A 17,506-nucleotide genomic window follows, 5' to 3' on the forward strand; every position below is an offset into this window, starting at 1 on the left:
CAAACGGGGGCATCAGTGGTGCTTGTCCTCGCCGATCATGGCCAGCGAGTTGAAGGTGCGCACGTTGTAGCGGTGCTGGCGCATCACCAGCAGCATGGTGCCGCAGACGAACAGCCCGAAGGCGACGATGACGATGCCGATCGGCACGTTCAGCTTGATCAGCAGCGCGTACAGGCACAGCATCAGCAGCACCGAGACGTTCTCGTTGAAGTTCTGCACGGCGATCGAGTGGCCGGCCGACAGCAGCACATGGCCGCGGTGCTGCAGCAGCGCGTTCATCGGCACCACGAAGTAGCCCGACATCGCGCCCACGATCATCAGGAACACATAGGCGATCGCCATATACAGCTGCATCGTGATGCCGGCGAACTGCAGCGTCACGTGGGGCAGGGTGTCCTTGGTATAGAAGGCCATCAGCATCACCACGGCGCCCATGGCCACGCCGAACGGCAGCACCGACAGCGACTTGCGCAGCGGAATGCGCATGGCCGCCATGATGGCCCCGGCCGCCACGCCCACCGCCACCACGGCCTGCAGCAGCGCGCCCTGCGACAGGTTCAGGCCCAGCGACTTCTCCGCCCACTTCAGGACGATGAACTGCAGCGTGGCGCCCGCGCCCCAGAACAGCGTGGTCACGGCCAGCGAGATCTGGCCCAGCTTGTCGCGCCACAGCGCGGTAAAGCAGTCGGCGAACTCGGCGATCAGCTTGATCGGGTTCTTTTCCTGCTGCGGATAGCGCGCGCCGGTATCGGGAATGAACAGGTTGAAGATGGCGGCGATCACGTAGAACAGCATGATCACGACCATGGCGGCCTCGGCCGGCGTCGTGATGCCGGTATCGATGAAGGGCAGGTCCAGCGCCAGCATCATCGAGGACAGGTGCACCGAGATCAGCGCGCCGCCCACGACCGTGCCCAGGATGATGGAGCCCACCGTGAGCCCCTCGATCCAGCCATTGGCGGCGACCAGCTTCTCGGCGGGCAGCAGTTCGGTCAGGATCCCGTACTTGGCCGGCGAATACGCCGCCGCGCCGAAGCCGACGATGCCGTAGGCCAGCAGCGGATGCAGGCCGAACATCATGATGGAACAGCCGACGATCTTGATCGTATTGGTGATGAACATCACCTTGCCCTTGGGCATGGAGTCGGCGAAGGCGCCGACGAAAGCGGCGAGCACGACATAGGACAAGACGAAGAACAGCTTGAGCAGCGGGGTCATCCACTGCGGGGAATGCAATTCGGCAAGAAGGGCGATGGCGGCGATGAGCAGAGCGTTGTCGGCCAGCGAGGAGAAAAACTGCGCGGCCATGATGGTGTAAAAACCCTTCTTCATACCTTCGACTCTGTCTCCATCATTACCGTGCGAAACGGGCGCGCCGAGGCCGTCGAGTGCGGCTGGCATCGCCCGGAAGGAAGCTGGTGCGGCCGTCGCAAGGTGATTGGCCCTTCGCGCGCGCGGCTGTCTCTGGTTGTACCGGACCGGAGCTGTCATATTGCATCACTTTTAGAACATGGCCGGAACGTCCGGCTTTATATCACGAAAGTCAGGCATTTCCGAACATGGGCAGACCGCGTTTTTGACAAGCGGACCCCCTTTCGATTCCCGGCCCGGGCGAATGAATGTGTTCAAATAGCGGATGCCGGGCTGTCGTCGCTGCCCGGCGCGGCGCCCGGCGCCGTCCCGGTGCGCCGCCGATGCCGGCCCGCCGCGTTCCTTCCCTTCTCGATGCCATGCCAAGACCGATTCACGCCGTCATCCATCAGCCCGCCCTGGCCAACAATCTCGACGTGGTGCGCCGTTGCGCACCCGACGCGCGCGTATGGGCGGTGGTCAAGGCCAATGCCTACGGCCACGGCATCCGGCGCGCCTTCGCCGGGCTGCGGGGGGCCGACGGCTTCGGGCTGCTGGACCTGAACGAGGCGATCCTGCTGCGCGAGCTGGGATGGCAGGGTCCGATCCTGCTGCTGGAGGGCTTCTTCCAGCCGCAGGACGTGCCGCTGCTGGAGCAATACCGGCTGACGACCGCGGTGCACTGCGACGAACAGCTGCGGATGATCGAGACGGCGCGCCCCAAGGGGCCGCTCGCCATCCAGCTCAAGCTCAATACCGGCATGAACCGGCTCGGCTTCCCCGCCGGCCAGTACCGCGCCGCGTGGGAGCGGGCCCGGACGCTGCCGGGCGTCGGCAGCATCGTCCACATGACCCACTTCTCGGATGCCGACGGCGCGCGCGGCATTGCTCACCAGCTGGAAGTGTTCGAGGCCGCCACGGCCAACCTGCCGGGGGAGGCGACCCTGTCCAACTCCGCGGCCACGCTCTGGCATCCGCAGGCGCACCGCGCCTGGGTGCGGCCCGGCATCGTGCTGTATGGCGGCTCGCCGACCGGCGTCGAGGCGGATGTCGCGCAGTTCGGCCTGCAGCCGGCGATGTCGCTGCACAGCGAACTGATTGCCGTGCAGGAACTGGCGGTGGGCGACACAGTGGGCTACGGCTCGCTGTTCCGGGCGGAGCGCCCGATGCGCATCGGTGTGGTCGCGTGCGGCTATGCCGACGGCTACCCCCGCCACGCGCCGGGCTGGGGCGACCAGCCGGCGCCGGTGCTGGTCGACGGCGTGCGCACCCACCTGGTGGGACGCGTGTCGATGGACATGCTGTGCGTGGATCTCACGCCATGCCCCAAGGCCCGCGTGGGCAGCCCCGTCACGCTGTGGGGCCAGGGCCTGCCGATCGACGACGTGGCGCTGGCCAGCGGCACCGTGGGCTACGAGCTGATGTGCGCGCTGGCGCCGCGCGTGCCGGTCAGTGTCGCGACCATGTCGGCACCCGAGACCCGGGCCGAAGCACTCTGACGCCGCCCGCCCCGCGCGGGCGGTTCCCTTTTTCAAGCAAGGATTCCAGTTGGCGAAGTCCAAGACCGTCTATACCTGCACCGAATGCGGCGGCACCTCGCCGCGCTGGCAGGGCCAGTGCCCGCATTGCCAGCAATGGAACACCCTGGTGGAAACCGTGGCGGAAGCGCCGTCGGCCAAGCGCTTCCAGCCGCTGGCCAGCTCGGCCACCGTGCGCAAGCTGTCCGAGATCGACGCGGCCGACGTGCCGCGCTTTTCCAGCGGCATCGACGAATTCGACCGCGTGCTGGGCGGCGGCCTGGTCGCCGGCGGCGTGGTGCTGATCGGCGGCGACCCCGGCATCGGCAAGTCGACCCTGCTGCTGCAGGCGCTGGCCAATCTGGCGGCGTCGCGCCCCGTGCTCTATGTCAGCGGCGAGGAATCGGGCGCGCAGATCGCGCTGCGGGCGCAGCGGCTGGGCATCGAAAGCCCCAGCCTGGGACTGCTGGCCGAGATCCAGCTGGAGAAGATCCAGGCCACGCTGGAGGCCGAGAAGCCCGAGGTGGCGGTGATCGACTCGATCCAGACCCTGTATTCGGAGGCGCTGACCTCCGCGCCCGGCTCGGTCGCGCAGGTGCGCGAGTGCGCGGCGCAACTGACGCGCATCGCCAAGAGCAGCGGCACCACCATCATCCTGGTCGGCCACGTGACCAAGGAGGGCAGCCTGGCCGGTCCGCGCGTGCTCGAGCATATCGTCGATACCGTGCTGTACTTCGAGGGCGACACGCACTCCTCGCACCGGCTGATCCGCGCGTTCAAGAACCGCTTCGGCGCGGTCAACGAACTGGGCGTGTTCGCGATGACCGAGCGCGGCCTGCGCGGCATCAGCAATCCGTCGGCGCTGTTCCTGTCGCAGCACGAGCAGACCGTGGCGGGCTCCTGCGTGCTGGTGACGCAGGAGGGCTCGCGTCCGCTGCTGGTGGAGGTGCAGGCGCTGGTCGACACGGCCCACGTGCCCAATCCACGCCGGCTGGCGGTGGGCCTGGAGCAGAACCGGCTGGCGCTGCTGCTGGCGGTGCTGCACCGCCACGCGGGCATCGCCTGCTTCGACCAGGACGTGTTCCTGAACGCGGTGGGCGGAGTCAAGATCACCGAACCGGCGGCGGACCTGGCGGTGCTGCTGTCCATCCATTCCTCGATGCGCAACAAGCCGCTGCCGCGCGGCCTGGTGGTGTTCGGGGAGGTGGGGCTCGCCGGCGAAATCCGACCCAGCCCGCGCGGGCAGGACCGGCTCAAGGAGGCGGCCAAGCTGGGCTTCACGCAGGCGCTGATTCCCAAGGCCAACGCGCCCAAGCAGAAGATCGACGGGCTCGAGGTGATCGCGGTGGAGCGGATCGAGCAGGCCATCGACCGCGTGCGGCACCTGGAGTAGTCCGCCGGGGGCTTCAGCCGGTGCCCGAGCCGTTGATGAAATCCTCGGCAATGGCCCCGCACAGGCACGCCAGCATCGCTACCGTCGAGGCGACCAGCCAGCGCACCGTCGTGCGGTACTCGTGCACGTCGTCGTCCTCGACCCGCAGCGAGCGGAACAGCGCGACGATCTGCAGCACGACTGCGGCCACCAGCGAGACCGCCACCAGCAGCGAGCCCAGGTTCCATTCGCCGGGGCTCTCGAAGCCCCAGAAGCGCCAGAACGCCAGCGAGAAGCCGAGCAGCACCGAGATGGCGGTGATGATGCCCTGGCGGTAGCCGACCGGCAGCGGCCGGGGTTCCGGCGCCGCAGGCGGCAACGGCGACGAGCGGGGCGGGGCGGCGGGAGCGGCGGGCTTGGCGGTTCGGGTCGATGGCAGCGGTCGCATTGGCGTTTCCCAGGGCTGGGTGGCACATATGGCGGGCCATTGTTCTCGTCCGGCTCGTCGAGGGCAACCTCCCACGCGGCGCTTGCGGCAATCGGCCGCAAGCCCGTGCGTGCCGTGCAATGCCCCCGTGGCCTGCCGGGTCGCCAAAATCGGTAATAATGCGCGTCTGCGTCGGACCGCCTTCCCGGCGTGTCCGGCCACGAACCGGATCCCATCTCGCCAGCCATGCAAGCCAATTCCCGTGCCTTTTTCCTGTTGATCGCCCTGGTGTCGTTCGGGCTCGTGGGCTATGCCCTGTACCTGCAGCATGCCAAGGGCTACGAGCCGTGCCCGCTTTGCGTGATGCAACGCTTCGCCTTCGTGGCGATCGGGTTCTTCTGCCTGCTGGCGGCGGCCGCGCAGAACACGCGCAGCCTGTGGCAAGGGCTGGGCATGCTCAGCGGCGTGGCGGGCATCGCGGTGGCGGGCTATCACGTGTCCCTGCTGCTGAACCCGAAGGCAAGCTGCGGCATCGACCCGCTGGAGAACTGGGTCAATGCGCTGCCCACCGCCCGCGTGCTGCCGCAACTGTTTCGCTCGGACGGCCTGTGCACGGCGCCGCTGCCGCCGGTGCTGGGCCTGTCCATTCCCGCGTGGTCGCTGATCTGGCTGGTGCTGCTGACCGGCACGCTGGTCGTCGGCCTGATCCGCCGCGAGAAGAATTACCGCTGACGGGAATCCCGCATGCGGGCATGACGCGGCCTGGCGCCGCCATGCCGCGGCCGGCAAGCGCCGGCTCCCGTCCCGCTCACCACCCATGCAGCATGCCGCCCGCCGGCAGCAGCCGGCGCCGCGCGCGCATGCGTGCCGGAGACCGATGTGTTCGCATGGTTCGAACGACTGATCGACAGCTATCCCGAGGCTGTCCCCCCGCCGCCGCCAAGGAACTGGCTGCGCTTCCTGATCGCGTGTACCAAGGGCGTGCGCGGCTATATCGCCGCCATGACGCTGTGCGCGGCCGGCATCGCCGCGTTCGAGGCGTTGCTGTTCAGCCTGCTCGGGCAGCTCGTGGACTGGCTCGGCGCCACGCGCCCCGACCAGGTCTGGGAAACGATGGGTCACAAGATGCTGCTGCTTGGCGGCATCGTCGCGCTCAGCATCGTTGTTGTCGTGCTGTGGACCATGCTGAAATTCCAGACGCTGCAGGGGAATTTCCCGATGCGGTTGCGCTGGAACTTCCACCGCATGATGCTCGGCCAGAGCATGGGCTTCTTCCAGGACGAGTTCGCCGGCCGCGTGACCACCAAGGTCACGCAGACCGCGCTGGCCGTGCGCGAAGCCGTCATGATCGTCACCGACGTGCTGGTCTATATCGCGGTGTATTTCGTCTCCGCCGCGGTGGTGCTGAGCACCTTCGATAGCTGGCTGCTCATCCCCTTCGGCCTGTGGCTCGTCTGCTATCTGACCGCGGCGTTCTACTTCGTGCCGCGGCTGGGGCAGGTGGGCGCGCAGCAGGCGGATGCCCGCTCGGTGATGACGGGCCGCATCACCGACGCCTATACCAATATCGCCACGGTCAAGCTGTTCTCGCACTCGCGGCGCGAGGCGACCTATGCGCGCAGCGCGATGCAGGAGTTCATGCGGCCGGTGTACGCCCAGCAGCGGCTGGTCAGCGGCTTCGAGATCGTCAACCACACGCTGAACATGCTGCTGATCGTCGGCACGGCCGGCATGTCGGTGTGGTTCTGGTCCGAGGGCATGATCGGCATCGGCGCCGTGGCGGCCGCGACCGCCATGACCATGCGCTTCAACGGCATCTCGCAGTGGGCCATGTGGGAACTGGCGGACCTGTTCGAGCATATCGGCACGGTGCAGGACGGCATCACCACGCTGACGCGCCCGCGGCTGGTCGTGGACAGCGCCGACGCGCGCACGCTCGACGTTCCGCGCGGCGAGATCCGCTTCGACGATGTCAGCTTCAGCTATGGCGGCGACAGGCGCGTGCTGGATCGCTTCTCGCTGACCATCCGCCCCGGCGAGAAGATCGGGCTGGTGGGGCGCTCGGGGGCCGGCAAGTCCACCATCGTCAATCTGCTGCTGCGCTTCTACGACGTGGAAAGCGGGCGCATCCTGATCGATGGCCAGGACATCGCCCATGTCACCCAGGACAGCCTGCGGCGCCAGATCGGCATGGTGACCCAGGACACCTCGCTGCTGCACCGCTCGGTGCGCGACAACATCGTCTACGGCCGGCCCGACGCGAGCGACGCCGAGATGATCGCCGCCGCGCGGCGCGCCGAGGCGCACGAGTTCGTGCAGGATCTGTCCGATCCGGCGGGGCGGCGGGGCTATGACGCCCACGTCGGCGAGCGTGGCGTCAAGCTCTCCGGCGGCCAGCGCCAGCGCATCGCCATCGCGCGCGTGATGCTCAAGGACGCGCCGATCCTGCTGCTGGACGAGGCCACCAGCGCGCTGGACAGCGAGGTGGAATCGGCCATCCAGCGCAGCCTGTACCGGCTGATGGAGGGCAAGACCGTGGTGGCCATCGCGCACCGGCTGTCGACCATCGCCGCGATGGACCGGCTCATCGTGCTGGACCAGGGGCGCATCGTCGAGGAAGGCTCCCACCAGGAACTGCTGGCCCGGAGCGGGCTGTACAGCCGGCTGTGGGCGCACCAGAGCGGCGGCTTCCTCGGCGAGGAAGAGGAAGCGGCCGTCTCCGACTGAGGCGGCTGCGCACGGCGCAAGGTCCGGCCGGCGGCGGGGCGGGGCCGGCACGCTCCATCACGCCGTGATACATTGGCGCCTTCCTTTTTTCGCTCGCCCCAGATGTGGTCTTCCCTTATCGCCGCCACCGGCGGCCGGTTGTCGGGAGTCGTGTCGGCCTTGCTGCCCGGCTTCCTGCCGGCGGCCGTGGCCCCGGCCCGGCACGAACGTATCAAGAGCTGCGTCGGCGCGCTGCTCGGCCTGTTTCTCACCGAATGGCTGTGCCGGCAGGCCCTGGGTGCCTTCAACCCGTGGTTCATCGCCCCGATGGGCGCCTCCGCGGTGCTGCTGTTCGCCGTGCCGTCCAGCCCGCTCGCGCAGCCGTGGTCCATCATCGGCGGCAACCTGGTATCGGCGGTGGTGGGCGTGGCCTGCGCGCGCTGGATTCCCGATCCCGGGCTGGCGGCCGCCTGCGCCGTGTCTCTGGCCATCGCGGCGATGTTCGCGCTGCGCTGCGTCCACCCGCCGGGCGGCGCGGTGGCGGTGACCGCGGTGTTCGGCGGGGCCGCCGTCACCAAGCTGGGCTTCGCCTTCGCGGTGTTCCCGGTGGCCGTCAACTCCATGCTGATGCTGGTGGTCGCGCTGATCTTCAATAACGCGATGCGCCGGCGCTACCCGCACCGGCCGCACGAGCAGGGCAATATCCACCGCACCGCCGATCCGATGCCGGCCGACCGCATCGGCTTCAACCGCGCCGACCTCGACGCCGTGCTGGAGGCGCGCGGCGAATTTCTCGACATCGACCCGGAAGACCTCGAGGACATTCTCGTGGCCGCCGAACTGCGCGCCTATCGCCGGCGTTTCGGCGAGGTGCGCGTGGCCGACATCATGTCGCGCGACGTGGTGGCGATCGACGCGGACCGGCGTATCGGCGAGGCGTGGAAGCTGCTCAGTACGCACCGGCTGCAATCGCTGCCCGTGATATCGCGGGCGCATGGACGCCTGGTGGGCATCGTGACGCTGGCCGATCTGGTGACCACGCAGCGCGGCGGCACCGGCCTGCTGCGCGACGGCATCGTGCGCGACGTGATGATGACCCGCGTGCCGGTGGCGCTGCCGGACCAGCCGATGGTGGAACTGGCGCGCAGCCTGCTGGAACAGGGGCTGCACCATATGCCCGTGGTGGACGAGCGGCACAGCCTGATCGGGATGGTGACGCAGTCGGACCTGATCGGGGCGTTGATCAGGGCGCGGGTGGAGGGATAGGTTTTTCTTGGTTTGCCGAAGCCACCACCGCCGAAATCACCTCAAGCAATCTGCTCGATCTGCTCCTGCAATTCGAGCCAGCGTTCCTCCAGCGTCTCCAGCTCCCCGCCCACTTCCCCCTGGCGCTTGAGCATCTCCATCAGCTTCGCCTTGTTGGCTTCCGCATAGCTCGTCTCGTCGGCCATGAACGCGTCGATCTCCGCCTTGGCCTGTTGCAGCACCGCCATGCGCTTTTCCACCTTTTCCAGCTCCTTGGCCAGCGGCTTGCGCAACTGGTTTAGCCGCTGGCGCTCGTCGGCTTCGGCGCGGCGCTGGTCGCGGCGGTTGGTGGCCGGCTGCGCGCCGCTGCCGTCGCCGTCCTGCTGGTGCGCCGTCGCCGCGGCGTTGCGCTTGGCCGCGGCCTGCTGCAGCAGCCAGTCGCGGTAGTCGTCCAGGTCGCCGTCGAAGGGCTTGAGCGTGCCGTCCGCCACCAGCAGGAACTGGTCGGTGGTGGCGCGCAGCAGGTGGCGGTCGTGCGAGACCACGATCAGCGTGCCGTCGAACTGCGCCAGCGCCATGGTCAGCGCCTCGCGCGTGTCCAGGTCCAGGTGATTGGTCGGTTCGTCGAGCAGCAGCAGGTTGGGCTTCTGCCAGACGATCAGCGACAGCGCCAGGCGCGCCTTCTCGCCGCCCGAAAAGGGCTCGATGGGCGCGGTCGCCATATCGCCGCGGAAATTGAAGCTGCCCAGGAAGTCGCGCAGCTCCTGTTCGCGCGTGTCGGGCGCGAGCCGCGCCAGGTGCTGCAGCGGCGAGTCGTGGTCGCGCAGCGTCTCCAGCTGGTGCTGGGCGAAATAGCCGATCTGCAGGCCCTTGCCCTGGCGCAGCGTACCGGCCAGCGGCGGCTGCGTACCGGCCAGGGTCTTGACCAGGGTGGATTTGCCCTGTCCGTTGGCGCCGAGCAGGCCGATGCGCTGACCGTTCTGGATCGACAGCGTCAGGTTGCGCAGGATGGTGATGGGCGGCTCTGCTTCGTAACCGCAGTCCAGCGCCTCCAGCACCATCATCGGATTGGGCGCGGAGTCCGGCTCGCGGAACTCGAACGAGAAGCCCGCGGCGGCATGCACCGGCGCGAGCCGCTCCATCTTTTCCAGCGCCTTGACGCGGCTCTGTGCCTGCCGGGCCTTCGAGGCCTTGGCCTTGAAGCGCGTGATGAACGATTCGAGATGCGCGATTTCCTTTTGCTGCCGCGCATAGGCCGACTGCTGCAGCGCCATCTGCTGCAGGCGCAGCGTCTCGAACTGCGTGTAGTTGCCGCCGTAGCGCTTGAGCTGCTGGTTCTCGATATGCACCGTGACGTTGCAGATGGCGTCGAGGAATTCGCGGTCGTGCGAAATCATCACCAGCGTGCCGGCGTAGCGCGCCAGCCAGTCCTCCAGCCAGACGATGGCGTCCAGGTCCAGGTGGTTGGTCGGTTCGTCGAGCAGCAGCAGGTCGGAGGGGCACATCAGCGCCTGCGCGAGATTCAGCCGCATGCGCCAGCCGCCGGAGAACGAGGCGACCGGCTGCGATACCTGCGCCAGCGTGAAGCCCAGTCCCAGCAGCAGCGCCTCGGCGCGGGCCGGGGCGGTATAGCCGTCGGCATCCGCGAAGGCGGCATGCGCGTTGCCCTCGGCGGTGCCGTCGCCGCTCGCCTGCGCCGCGGCGATGCGCGCCTCGATCTCGCGCAGCAGCACGTCGCCGTCGATCACGTAGTCCAGCGCGCTGCGCTGCACGGCCGGCGTTTCCTGGGCGACATGGGCGACGCGCCACTGCGGCGGGATCGCGACATCGCCGCCGTCCGGATGCAGCTCGCCGCGCAGGATGGCGAACAGCGTCGATTTGCCGCTGCCATTGGCGCCGACGAGACCGGCGCGTTCGCCCGGGTTCAGCGTGACGCTGGTGTGGTCGAACAGCACCTTGGTGCCGCGCTGGAGGACTAGCTGGTCGATTCGGATCACAGAAGGGGAGGCGAGAAAGAAGGAGGGACGATCGGGCAGGCGGCATTGTAGCGCCTGACGCCGGGCGGGCCCCGCCGAAGCACCCGCGCGCGACGCCCTGCCGCCCCCCGCGGCAACCCACGCCGAACCTAGGGATTACCCTGAACTCGTAAAACTCTATTTTCGTGGCACAGCATTTGCGTGTAAATTCATTTACATAGGCCGGCGCCCCGAAGCGGGGCAGCCGCTCTTCACTCGCAAGCGCAACCGCCACCGACCTTCATGACTTCGCAGCAGGGCCAGTCCATCACCGAACGCATCGCCCGCGTCTATCCGGCGCTGACGCCCGCGCACCAACGGATGGCGGACTACGTGCTGGCCAACCCGTTCCGCGCCGCGACCATGCGCATCGACGAGTTCGCTTCGGCAGTGGAGGTATCGGTGGCGACTGCAAACCGGTTCTCGCACGCGCTCGGCTTCGACGGCTATCCGGCTTTTCGCGCCGAACTGGTGCGCGGATTCGAGGCGACCCTTGCACCAGTCGAGAAACTGCGCACCGGTTTGGAGCGTCCGGCCACGGTCGCCGAGATCTTCGCGGCCTCGCTGGACGAGGACATCCGCAATCTCGAGGCGACGCGCCGCGCGCTGGTGCCGGACGTGTGCGAGCGGGCCGTCACCGCGATCATCGAGGCCGAACGCATCTTCGTGATGGGCTTCGGCGCGAGCGGCTATCTGGCGGGGCTGTTGCAGCACGGCCTGGACATGTACTGCCGCACCGTGATGTCGGTGTCCGCCGCCGGCGGCGCCTCGCATGCGGCGCGGCAACTGTTCAAGCTGCAACCGACCGACCTGATCATCTCGATCGGCTTTCCGCGCTACGTGTTCGACACCGTCACGCTGACGCGGCGGGCCCGCGACCACGGCGCGCGCATCCTCGCGCTGACCGACGGACCCACCTCGCCGCTGGCCCCGCTGGCCGATATCGCGCTGTACGCGCAGACCGGCCGCCAGCTCTCGGCCAATTCGGACGCGGCGGTGCTGGCGATCATCGAGGCGCTGTGCGGCGCGGTCGCGCACCGCTCCAGCCATTCGCTGAAGAACGCCGCCGAGATGACCGAGTTCGTGCTGCCGTGGCTGCACGGCGCGCCGGCGAACCAGGCGCGCGAGGCCCGGCCCGGCGGCCCCGTGGGCGACGACAGGCGGACCCCGGTGGCGCCGCGCAAGCGCACGCCGAAGTCGCCGAAGTAGGGGCGCGGCTCCCGCATCGGCTCACCATTCCATACGCATTACCGACAGCATCGTGAATTCTCTGAACACCCCAGTCATTGCCATCCACGGCGGCGCCGGCACCATCACCCGCGCCGCCATGGACCCCGCCAAGGAAGGCGAATACACCGCCGCGCTGCAGGCCGTGCTGCAGGCCGGCCAACGCGTGCTCGCCGACGGCGGCAGCGCGCTGGACGCCGTGACCGAGGCCGTGCGGCTGCTCGAGGAATGCCCGCTGTTCAACGCCGGCAAGGGCGCCGTGCTGACCCATGCCGGCACGTACGAACTCGATGCGGCCATCATGGACGGCGCCACGCTCGCGGCCGGCGCGGTGGCCTGCGTCAAGCGCGTGCGCAATCCGGTGCTGGCAGCGCGCGCGGTGATGGAGAAGAGCGAGCACGTGCTGTTCGCCGCCGAGGGCGCGGAAGCGTTCGCCGCGGCGCAGGGGCTCGAACTGGTCGAGCCCGGCTACTACTTCACGCAGGCGCGCCACGAACAATGGCAGCGCGCGCGGGCCACCGCCGGCATGGCGCTGCTGGACCACGATGCGGCGGCGCTGGCCGCGCGCGCGGGCAATGCCGCCCCCGGCGCGCTGGCCGAGCCCATCGACCCCGATACCAAGTTCGGCACCGTCGGCGCCGTGGCGCTCGACGCGCAGGGCCGCCTGGCCGCGGCCACCTCCACCGGCGGCGTCACCAACAAGCAGGTCGGCCGGGTGGGCGATACGCCCATCGTCGGTGCGGGCTGCTATGCCGACGATGTGGCGGCGGTATCCACCACCGGCACCGGCGAGATGTTCATCCGCACCGTGGCGGCATACGACGTGGCCGCGCAGATGCGCTACGCGGGCGTGGCGCTGGACGAGGCCGCGCGCCGCGTGGTGATGGAGAAGCTGCCCGCCATCGGTGGCCGCGGCGGGCTGATCGCGGTGGACCGGCAGGGCAACGTCACGCTGCCGTTCAACACCGAAGGCATGTATCGGGGCTTCGCCCGCGTGGGCGGGCCGGTCAGCGTTTCGATCTACGGCTGACGCCGGCCCATGCGGCCGTCCCGCCCAACGCAACGTCATTCAGGTATTCCAGGAGCATCCGTGGTTGCAACCGCTGCAAATCCGACCCCATCGCCATCGATCCTCGCGCTGCCCGAGCAGCGCGTGGTGGCGGTCAATGACCTGACCGTGCGCTTCTCCACCTCGGAGCGCACCGTCGAGGCCGTGCGCAATCTGTCCTTCCACGTCGACCGCGGCGAAACGCTGGCGGTGGTGGGCGAGTCGGGCTCGGGCAAATCGGTGACCTCGCTGGCGCTGATGCGCCTGGTCGAGCATGGGGGCGGGCGCATCGCCAGCGGCACCATGGCGCTGCGCCGGCGCGGCGGGCAGGTGCTGGACCTGGCGCGCGCAGACGCGGCCACCATGCGCCATGTGCGCGGCGCCGACGTGGCGATGATCTTCCAGGAGCCGATGACCTCGCTGAACCCGGTGTTTCCGGTCGGCGAGCAGATCGCCGAATCCATCCGCCTGCACCAGAACAAGAGCCACGCCGCCGCGCGCGCCGAGGCGCTGCGCATGCTGGAGCTGGTGCGCATTCCCGAGGCGCGCCGCGTGCTGGACCGCTATCCGCACCAGTTGTCCGGCGGCATGCGCCAGCGCGTGATGATCGCGATGGCGCTGTCGTGCAAGCCCGCGCTGCTGGTGGCGGACGAACCCACCACTGCGCTGGACGTGACCATCCAGGCCGAGATCCTGCAGCTGATCCGCAATCTGCAGGCCGAGATGAACATGGGGGTGATCTTCATCACCCACGACATGGGCGTGGTGGCCGAGGTGGCCGATCGCGTGCTGGTGATGTACCGCGGCGAGAAGGTCGAGGAGGGCGACTCCGAGACCGTGTTCGCCCGCCCGGCGCACCCGTACACGCGCGCGCTGCTGTCCGCGGTGCCCAAGCTGGGCGCGATGACCGGCACCGACTGGCCCGCCAAGTTTCCGCTGGTGCAGACCGACGGCGCGGCGCCGGTGGATGCCGCGCCGCAGGACACCATTCCCGCGGGCGCGGCACCGATCCTGCGCGTGCGCGACCTGGTGACGCGCTTCGACGTGCCCGGCGGCATGTTCGGGCGCATCACCCGCCGCGTGCATGCGGTGGAGAAGGTCAGCTTCGATCTCTATCCCGGCGAGACGCTTGCGCTGGTGGGCGAATCCGGCTGCGGCAAGTCCACCACGGGGCGCTCGCTGCTGCGGCTGGTGGAAAGCCAGAGCGGCACCATCGAGTTCGCGGGCCAGAACATCAGCCAGCTGGCCGGTGGCGCGCTGCAGAGCCTGCGCCGCAATATCCAGTTCATCTTCCAGGACCCGTTCGCCTCGCTCGATCCGCGCGTGCCGGTCGGCTACTCGATCATGGAGCCGCTGCTGGTGCACAAGGTGGCCAGCGGCAAGGAAGCCGAGCAGCGCGTGGCATGGCTGCTGGAAAAGGTGGGGCTGACCGCCGCGCACGCGGCGCGCTACCCGCATGAGTTCTCGGGCGGGCAGCGCCAGCGCATCTGCATTGCGCGGGCGCTCGCGCTCAATCCCAAGGTGGTGGTGGCCGACGAATCGGTGTCGGCGCTGGACGTGTCCATCCAGGCGCAGATCGTCAACCTGATGCTGGACCTGCAGCGCGAGATGGGCATCGCCTTCCTCTTCATCTCGCACGACATGGCGGTGGTCGAGCGCGTGAGCCACCGCGTGGCCGTGATGTACCTGGGCCAGATCGTCGAGATCGGCCCGCGCCGCGCCATCTTCGAGAACCCGCAGCACCCGTACACGAAGAAGCTGATGTCGGCGGTGCCGATCGCCGATCCGGCGCGCCGCCACCTGAAGCGCGAACCGCTGTCGGACGAGATTCCCAGCCCGATCCGCGCGGTCGGCGACGAACCGCTGGTGCAGCCGCTGGTGGCCGTGGCGCCGGACCATTTCGTCGCGCGGCACGCCGTGGGCGGCGCGTATTGATGTCGCCCGTGTGGATTGCAGTTTGTTGATGTTGGCGGACCGCGCGTGGCGCGTACCGTCAGAGCCTTGATGTATCGACCCGTCGTAAGGAGAAATCAATGATGTTCCCCCGTTTGGCCCCGTCCACGCTGCTCGCCGGCGGCCTGGCCCTGGCGGCACTGACCGCAGGTCCCGCCTTCGCCGCCAAGGATGCCGTGATGGCGGTGGCGTCCACCTTCACCACGCTGGACCCGTACGACTCCAACGACACGCTGTCGCAGGCGGTGTCGAAGACCTTCTACCAGGGGCTGTTCGGCCTGGACAAGGACATGAAGCTGGTCAACGTGCTGGCCGAGAGCTATGACGTCAGCAAGGACGGCCTGTCCTACACCATCAAGCTGAAGAAGGGCGTCAAGTTCCACGACGGCACCACGTTCGACGCCACGGCCGTCAAGGTCAACCTCGACCGCGTCACCGATCCGGCCAACAAGCTCAAGCGCTACACGCTGTTCAACCGCGTGGCCAAGACCGAGGTGGTCGACGCCGGCACGGTGCGCATCACGCTGAAGGAGCCGTTCTCGCCGTTCATCAACGTGCTGTCGCATCCGTCGGCCGTGATGATCTCGCCCACCGCGCTGAAGAAGTACGGCAAGGACATCGCCTTCAACCCGGTCGGCACCGGACCGTTCGAGTTCGTCGAGTGGAAGCAGCCCGATCACCTGAAGGGCAAGAAGTTCGCCGGCTACTGGCGCACGGGCCTGCCCAAGATCGACACCATCACCTGGAAGCCGGTGGTTGACAACAATACGCGCGCCGCCGTGATGCAAACCGGCGAGGCCGACTTCGCCTTCAGCATTCCGTTCGAGCAGGCCGCGGTGCTCAAGGGCAGCGCCAAGGTGGACCTGATCGCCGCGCCGTCGATCATCCAGCGCTACCTGTCGCTGAACACGCAGGTCAAGCCGTTCAACGACCCCAAGGTGCGCCAGGCGATCAACTACGCGATCAACAAGGAAGCGCTGGCCAAGGTGGCGTTCGCCGGCTATGCGGTGCCCGCCGAAGGCGTGGTGCCCCCGGGCGTGGACTTCGCCGAGAAGCTGGGCCCGTGGCCGTACGATCCGGCCAAGGCGCGCGCGCTGCTGAAGGAAGCCGGCTACCCGAACGGCTTCGAGACCACGCTGTGGTCCGCGTACAACCACACCACCGCGCAGAAAGTGATCCAGTTCGTGCAGCAGCAGCTGCAGCAGGTCGGCATCAAGGCATCGGTGCAGGCCCTGGAAGCGGGCCAGCGCGTGGAGAAGGTCGAGAGCGTGCAGAAGCCCGAGGACGCCGGCGTGCGCATGTACTACGTGGGCTGGTCGTCCTCGACTGGCGAGTCGGACTGGGCGCTGCGTCCGCTGCTGGCCTCGGAGTCGATGCCGCCGAAGCTGCTGAACACCGCCTACTACAAGAACGACCAGGTGGACGCCGACATCGCCGGCGCGCTGCGCACCACGGACCGCGCCGAGAAGGCGAAGCTGTACAAGGACGCGCAGCAGCGCATCTGGGCCGATGCGCCGTGGGCCTTCCTGGTGACCGAAAAGGTGCTGTTCGCGCGCAGCAAGCGCATGAGCGGCGCCTACGTGATGCCTGACGGGTCGTTCAACTTCGACGACATCGACGTCAAGCAATAAGTTGCAGTAGCCGCAGCAAGCCGTGGGGCCGCCTGCCCTGAAGTCGCGGGGGCAGGGGGCGGGCGGCCAACGGTCTTTCCTCACCTGGTACGTCATGCTGAATTACTTTGTCAAACGATGCCTCGGCGTCATTCCCACACTGCTGATCGTGGCGGTGCTGGTCTTCCTGTTCGTCCACATGCTGCCGGGCGATCCGGCCCGTCTCGCCGCCGGCCCCGAGGCCGACCAGGCCACGGTGGAACTGGTGCGCAAGGACCTCGGACTGGACAAGCCGCTGCCGGAGCAGTTCGTGACCTTCTTCACCAACGCGCTGCAAGGCGAGTTCGGCAATTCGCTGCGTACCAAGCGGCCCGTCAGCGAGGAGATCGGCGACCGCTTCATGCCGACGCTGTACCTGACGCTCGCCTCGATGGTGTGGGCGGTGATCTTCGGCATGCTGATCGGCATCTGCTCGGCGGTGTGGCGCAATCGCTGGCCCGACCGCTTCGGCATGACGCTGGCGGTCTCCGGTATTTCCTTTCCCGCCTTCGCGCTGGGCATGCTGCTGATGGAAGTCTTTTCCGTGCAGCTGGGCTGGCTGCCGTCGATCGGCGCAGAGAGCTGGAAGCACTATGTCTTGCCCTCGATCACGCTGGGCGCGGCGGTGGCCGCGGTGATGGCCCGCTTTACCCGCGCCTCCTTCGTCGAAGTGCTGCAGGAAGACTTCGTGCGCACCGCGCGCGCCAAGGGCGCCCGCGAGACCGTGATCGTGCTCAAGCACTGCCTGCGCAACGCGATGATTCCCGTGGTGACCATGATGGGCCTGCAGTTCGGCTTCCTGCTGGGCGGCTCGATCGTGGTCGAGAAGGTGTTCAACTGGCCCGGCCTTGGCCGCCTGCTGGTGGATGCCGTCGAGATGCGCGACTACCCGGTCATCCAGGCCGAGGTGCTGCTGTTCTCGCTCGAATTCATTCTGATCAATCTGGTGGTGGATCTGCTGTACACGGTGATCAACCCCACCATTCGCTACAAGTGA

At 68.2% G+C, this 17,506-nt stretch carries 13 protein-coding genes; 10 read left to right on the plus strand and 3 right to left on the minus strand.

Annotated features, from left to right (window positions below):
* Positions 1-12: 12 nt before the first annotated feature.
* Positions 13-1,332: a lysophospholipid transporter LplT gene (lplT, locus tag LDO27_RS20635; protein WP_222203432.1), complete on the minus strand. Its 1,320-nt coding sequence runs from the start codon at positions 1,330-1,332 to the stop codon at positions 13-15.
* A gap of 398 nt (positions 1,333-1,730) precedes the next feature.
* Here lplT and alr point away from each other — a divergent pair, with 398 nt between their 5' ends.
* Together alr and radA are read left to right on the plus strand one after the other, a co-directional pair.
* Positions 1,731-2,849: an alanine racemase gene (gene alr / locus LDO27_RS20640; protein ID WP_224043744.1), complete on the plus strand. Its 1,119-nt coding sequence runs from the start codon at positions 1,731-1,733 to the stop codon at positions 2,847-2,849.
* 49 nt (positions 2,850-2,898) lie between these two features.
* Positions 2,899-4,260: a DNA repair protein RadA gene (radA, locus tag LDO27_RS20645; protein ID WP_222203427.1), complete on the plus strand. Its 1,362-nt coding sequence runs from the start codon at positions 2,899-2,901 to the stop codon at positions 4,258-4,260.
* A 13-nt stretch (positions 4,261-4,273) separates the two neighbouring features.
* Here radA and LDO27_RS20650 read toward each other — a convergent pair whose 3' ends face one another.
* Entirely contained in the window at positions 4,274-4,687 is a 414-nt protein-coding gene (locus LDO27_RS20650; protein WP_224043746.1) for a hypothetical protein, read from the minus strand.
* Positions 4,688-4,912: 225 nt separating this feature from the next.
* On the opposite strand from LDO27_RS20650, the gene LDO27_RS20655 reads away from it, so the two are divergent.
* The 3 genes from LDO27_RS20655 to LDO27_RS20665 all read left to right on the plus strand — a co-directional run bounded on the left by LDO27_RS20655 (position 4,913) and on the right by LDO27_RS20665 (position 8,638).
* A complete protein-coding gene (locus LDO27_RS20655) occupies positions 4,913-5,398 on the plus strand; it encodes a disulfide bond formation protein B (RefSeq protein WP_222203424.1) in 486 nt (161 codons plus the stop codon).
* Between the two features lie 147 nt (positions 5,399-5,545).
* Positions 5,546-7,393, plus strand: a complete 1,848-nt coding sequence (locus tag LDO27_RS20660; protein ID WP_224043747.1) for an ABC transporter ATP-binding protein — start codon at positions 5,546-5,548, stop codon at positions 7,391-7,393.
* Positions 7,394-7,495: 102 nt separating this feature from the next.
* On the plus strand, positions 7,496-8,638 hold the full coding sequence (locus LDO27_RS20665) for an HPP family protein (RefSeq protein WP_222203419.1): 1,143 nt from the start codon (positions 7,496-7,498) through the stop codon (positions 8,636-8,638).
* 41 nt (positions 8,639-8,679) lie between these two features.
* Here the strand turns inward: LDO27_RS20665 and LDO27_RS20670 are convergent, their stop codons facing one another.
* Complete coding sequence (locus LDO27_RS20670) at positions 8,680-10,614, minus strand: ATP-binding cassette domain-containing protein (protein ID WP_222203417.1); 1,935 nt, start codon at positions 10,612-10,614, stop codon at positions 8,680-8,682.
* 261 nt (positions 10,615-10,875) lie between these two features.
* Here LDO27_RS20670 and LDO27_RS20675 point away from each other — a divergent pair, with 261 nt between their 5' ends.
* The 5 genes from LDO27_RS20675 to gsiC all read left to right on the plus strand — a co-directional run bounded on the left by LDO27_RS20675 (position 10,876) and on the right by gsiC (position 17,506).
* A complete protein-coding gene (locus LDO27_RS20675) occupies positions 10,876-11,841 on the plus strand; it encodes a MurR/RpiR family transcriptional regulator (protein WP_222203416.1) in 966 nt (321 codons plus the stop codon).
* A 61-nt stretch (positions 11,842-11,902) separates the two neighbouring features.
* Positions 11,903-12,889: an isoaspartyl peptidase/L-asparaginase family protein gene (locus tag LDO27_RS20680; RefSeq protein ID WP_222204213.1), complete on the plus strand. Its 987-nt coding sequence runs from the start codon at positions 11,903-11,905 to the stop codon at positions 12,887-12,889.
* Positions 12,890-12,949: 60 nt separating this feature from the next.
* Positions 12,950-14,842 (plus strand): dipeptide ABC transporter ATP-binding protein, encoded by a 1,893-nt coding sequence (locus tag LDO27_RS20685; RefSeq protein WP_224043749.1) that lies wholly within the window; start codon positions 12,950-12,952, stop codon positions 14,840-14,842.
* Positions 14,843-14,943: 101 nt separating this feature from the next.
* Entirely contained in the window at positions 14,944-16,491 is a 1,548-nt protein-coding gene (gene gsiB / locus LDO27_RS20690) for a glutathione ABC transporter substrate-binding protein GsiB (protein ID WP_222204210.1), read from the plus strand.
* Between the two features lie 94 nt (positions 16,492-16,585).
* Positions 16,586-17,506, plus strand: coding sequence for a glutathione ABC transporter permease GsiC (gsiC, locus tag LDO27_RS20695; protein ID WP_222203415.1), 921 nt, complete (start codon positions 16,586-16,588; stop codon positions 17,504-17,506).

Source organism: Cupriavidus respiraculi (assembly GCF_914271545.1).
Lineage (GTDB): Bacteria > Pseudomonadota > Gammaproteobacteria > Burkholderiales > Burkholderiaceae > Cupriavidus > Cupriavidus respiraculi.

What these genes read in the sequence shown, in the direction of transcription:
- lplT (WP_222203432.1), bottom strand. Translation starts at nt 1,332, where the DNA reads ATGAAGAAGGGTTTTTACACCATCATGGCCGCGCAGTTTTTCTCCTCG.
- alr (WP_224043744.1), top strand. Translation starts at nt 1,731, where the DNA reads ATGCCAAGACCGATTCACGCCGTCATCCATCAGCCCGCCCTGGCCAAC.
- LDO27_RS20650 (WP_224043746.1), bottom strand. Translation starts at nt 4,687, where the DNA reads ATGCGACCGCTGCCATCGACCCGAACCGCCAAGCCCGCCGCTCCCGCC.
- LDO27_RS20655 (WP_222203424.1), top strand. Translation starts at nt 4,913, where the DNA reads ATGCAAGCCAATTCCCGTGCCTTTTTCCTGTTGATCGCCCTGGTGTCG.
- LDO27_RS20665 (WP_222203419.1), top strand. Translation starts at nt 7,496, where the DNA reads ATGTGGTCTTCCCTTATCGCCGCCACCGGCGGCCGGTTGTCGGGAGTC.
- LDO27_RS20675 (WP_222203416.1), top strand. Translation starts at nt 10,876, where the DNA reads ATGACTTCGCAGCAGGGCCAGTCCATCACCGAACGCATCGCCCGCGTC.
- gsiB (WP_222204210.1), top strand. Translation starts at nt 14,944, where the DNA reads ATGTTCCCCCGTTTGGCCCCGTCCACGCTGCTCGCCGGCGGCCTGGCC.
- gsiC (WP_222203415.1), top strand. Translation starts at nt 16,586, where the DNA reads ATGCTGAATTACTTTGTCAAACGATGCCTCGGCGTCATTCCCACACTG.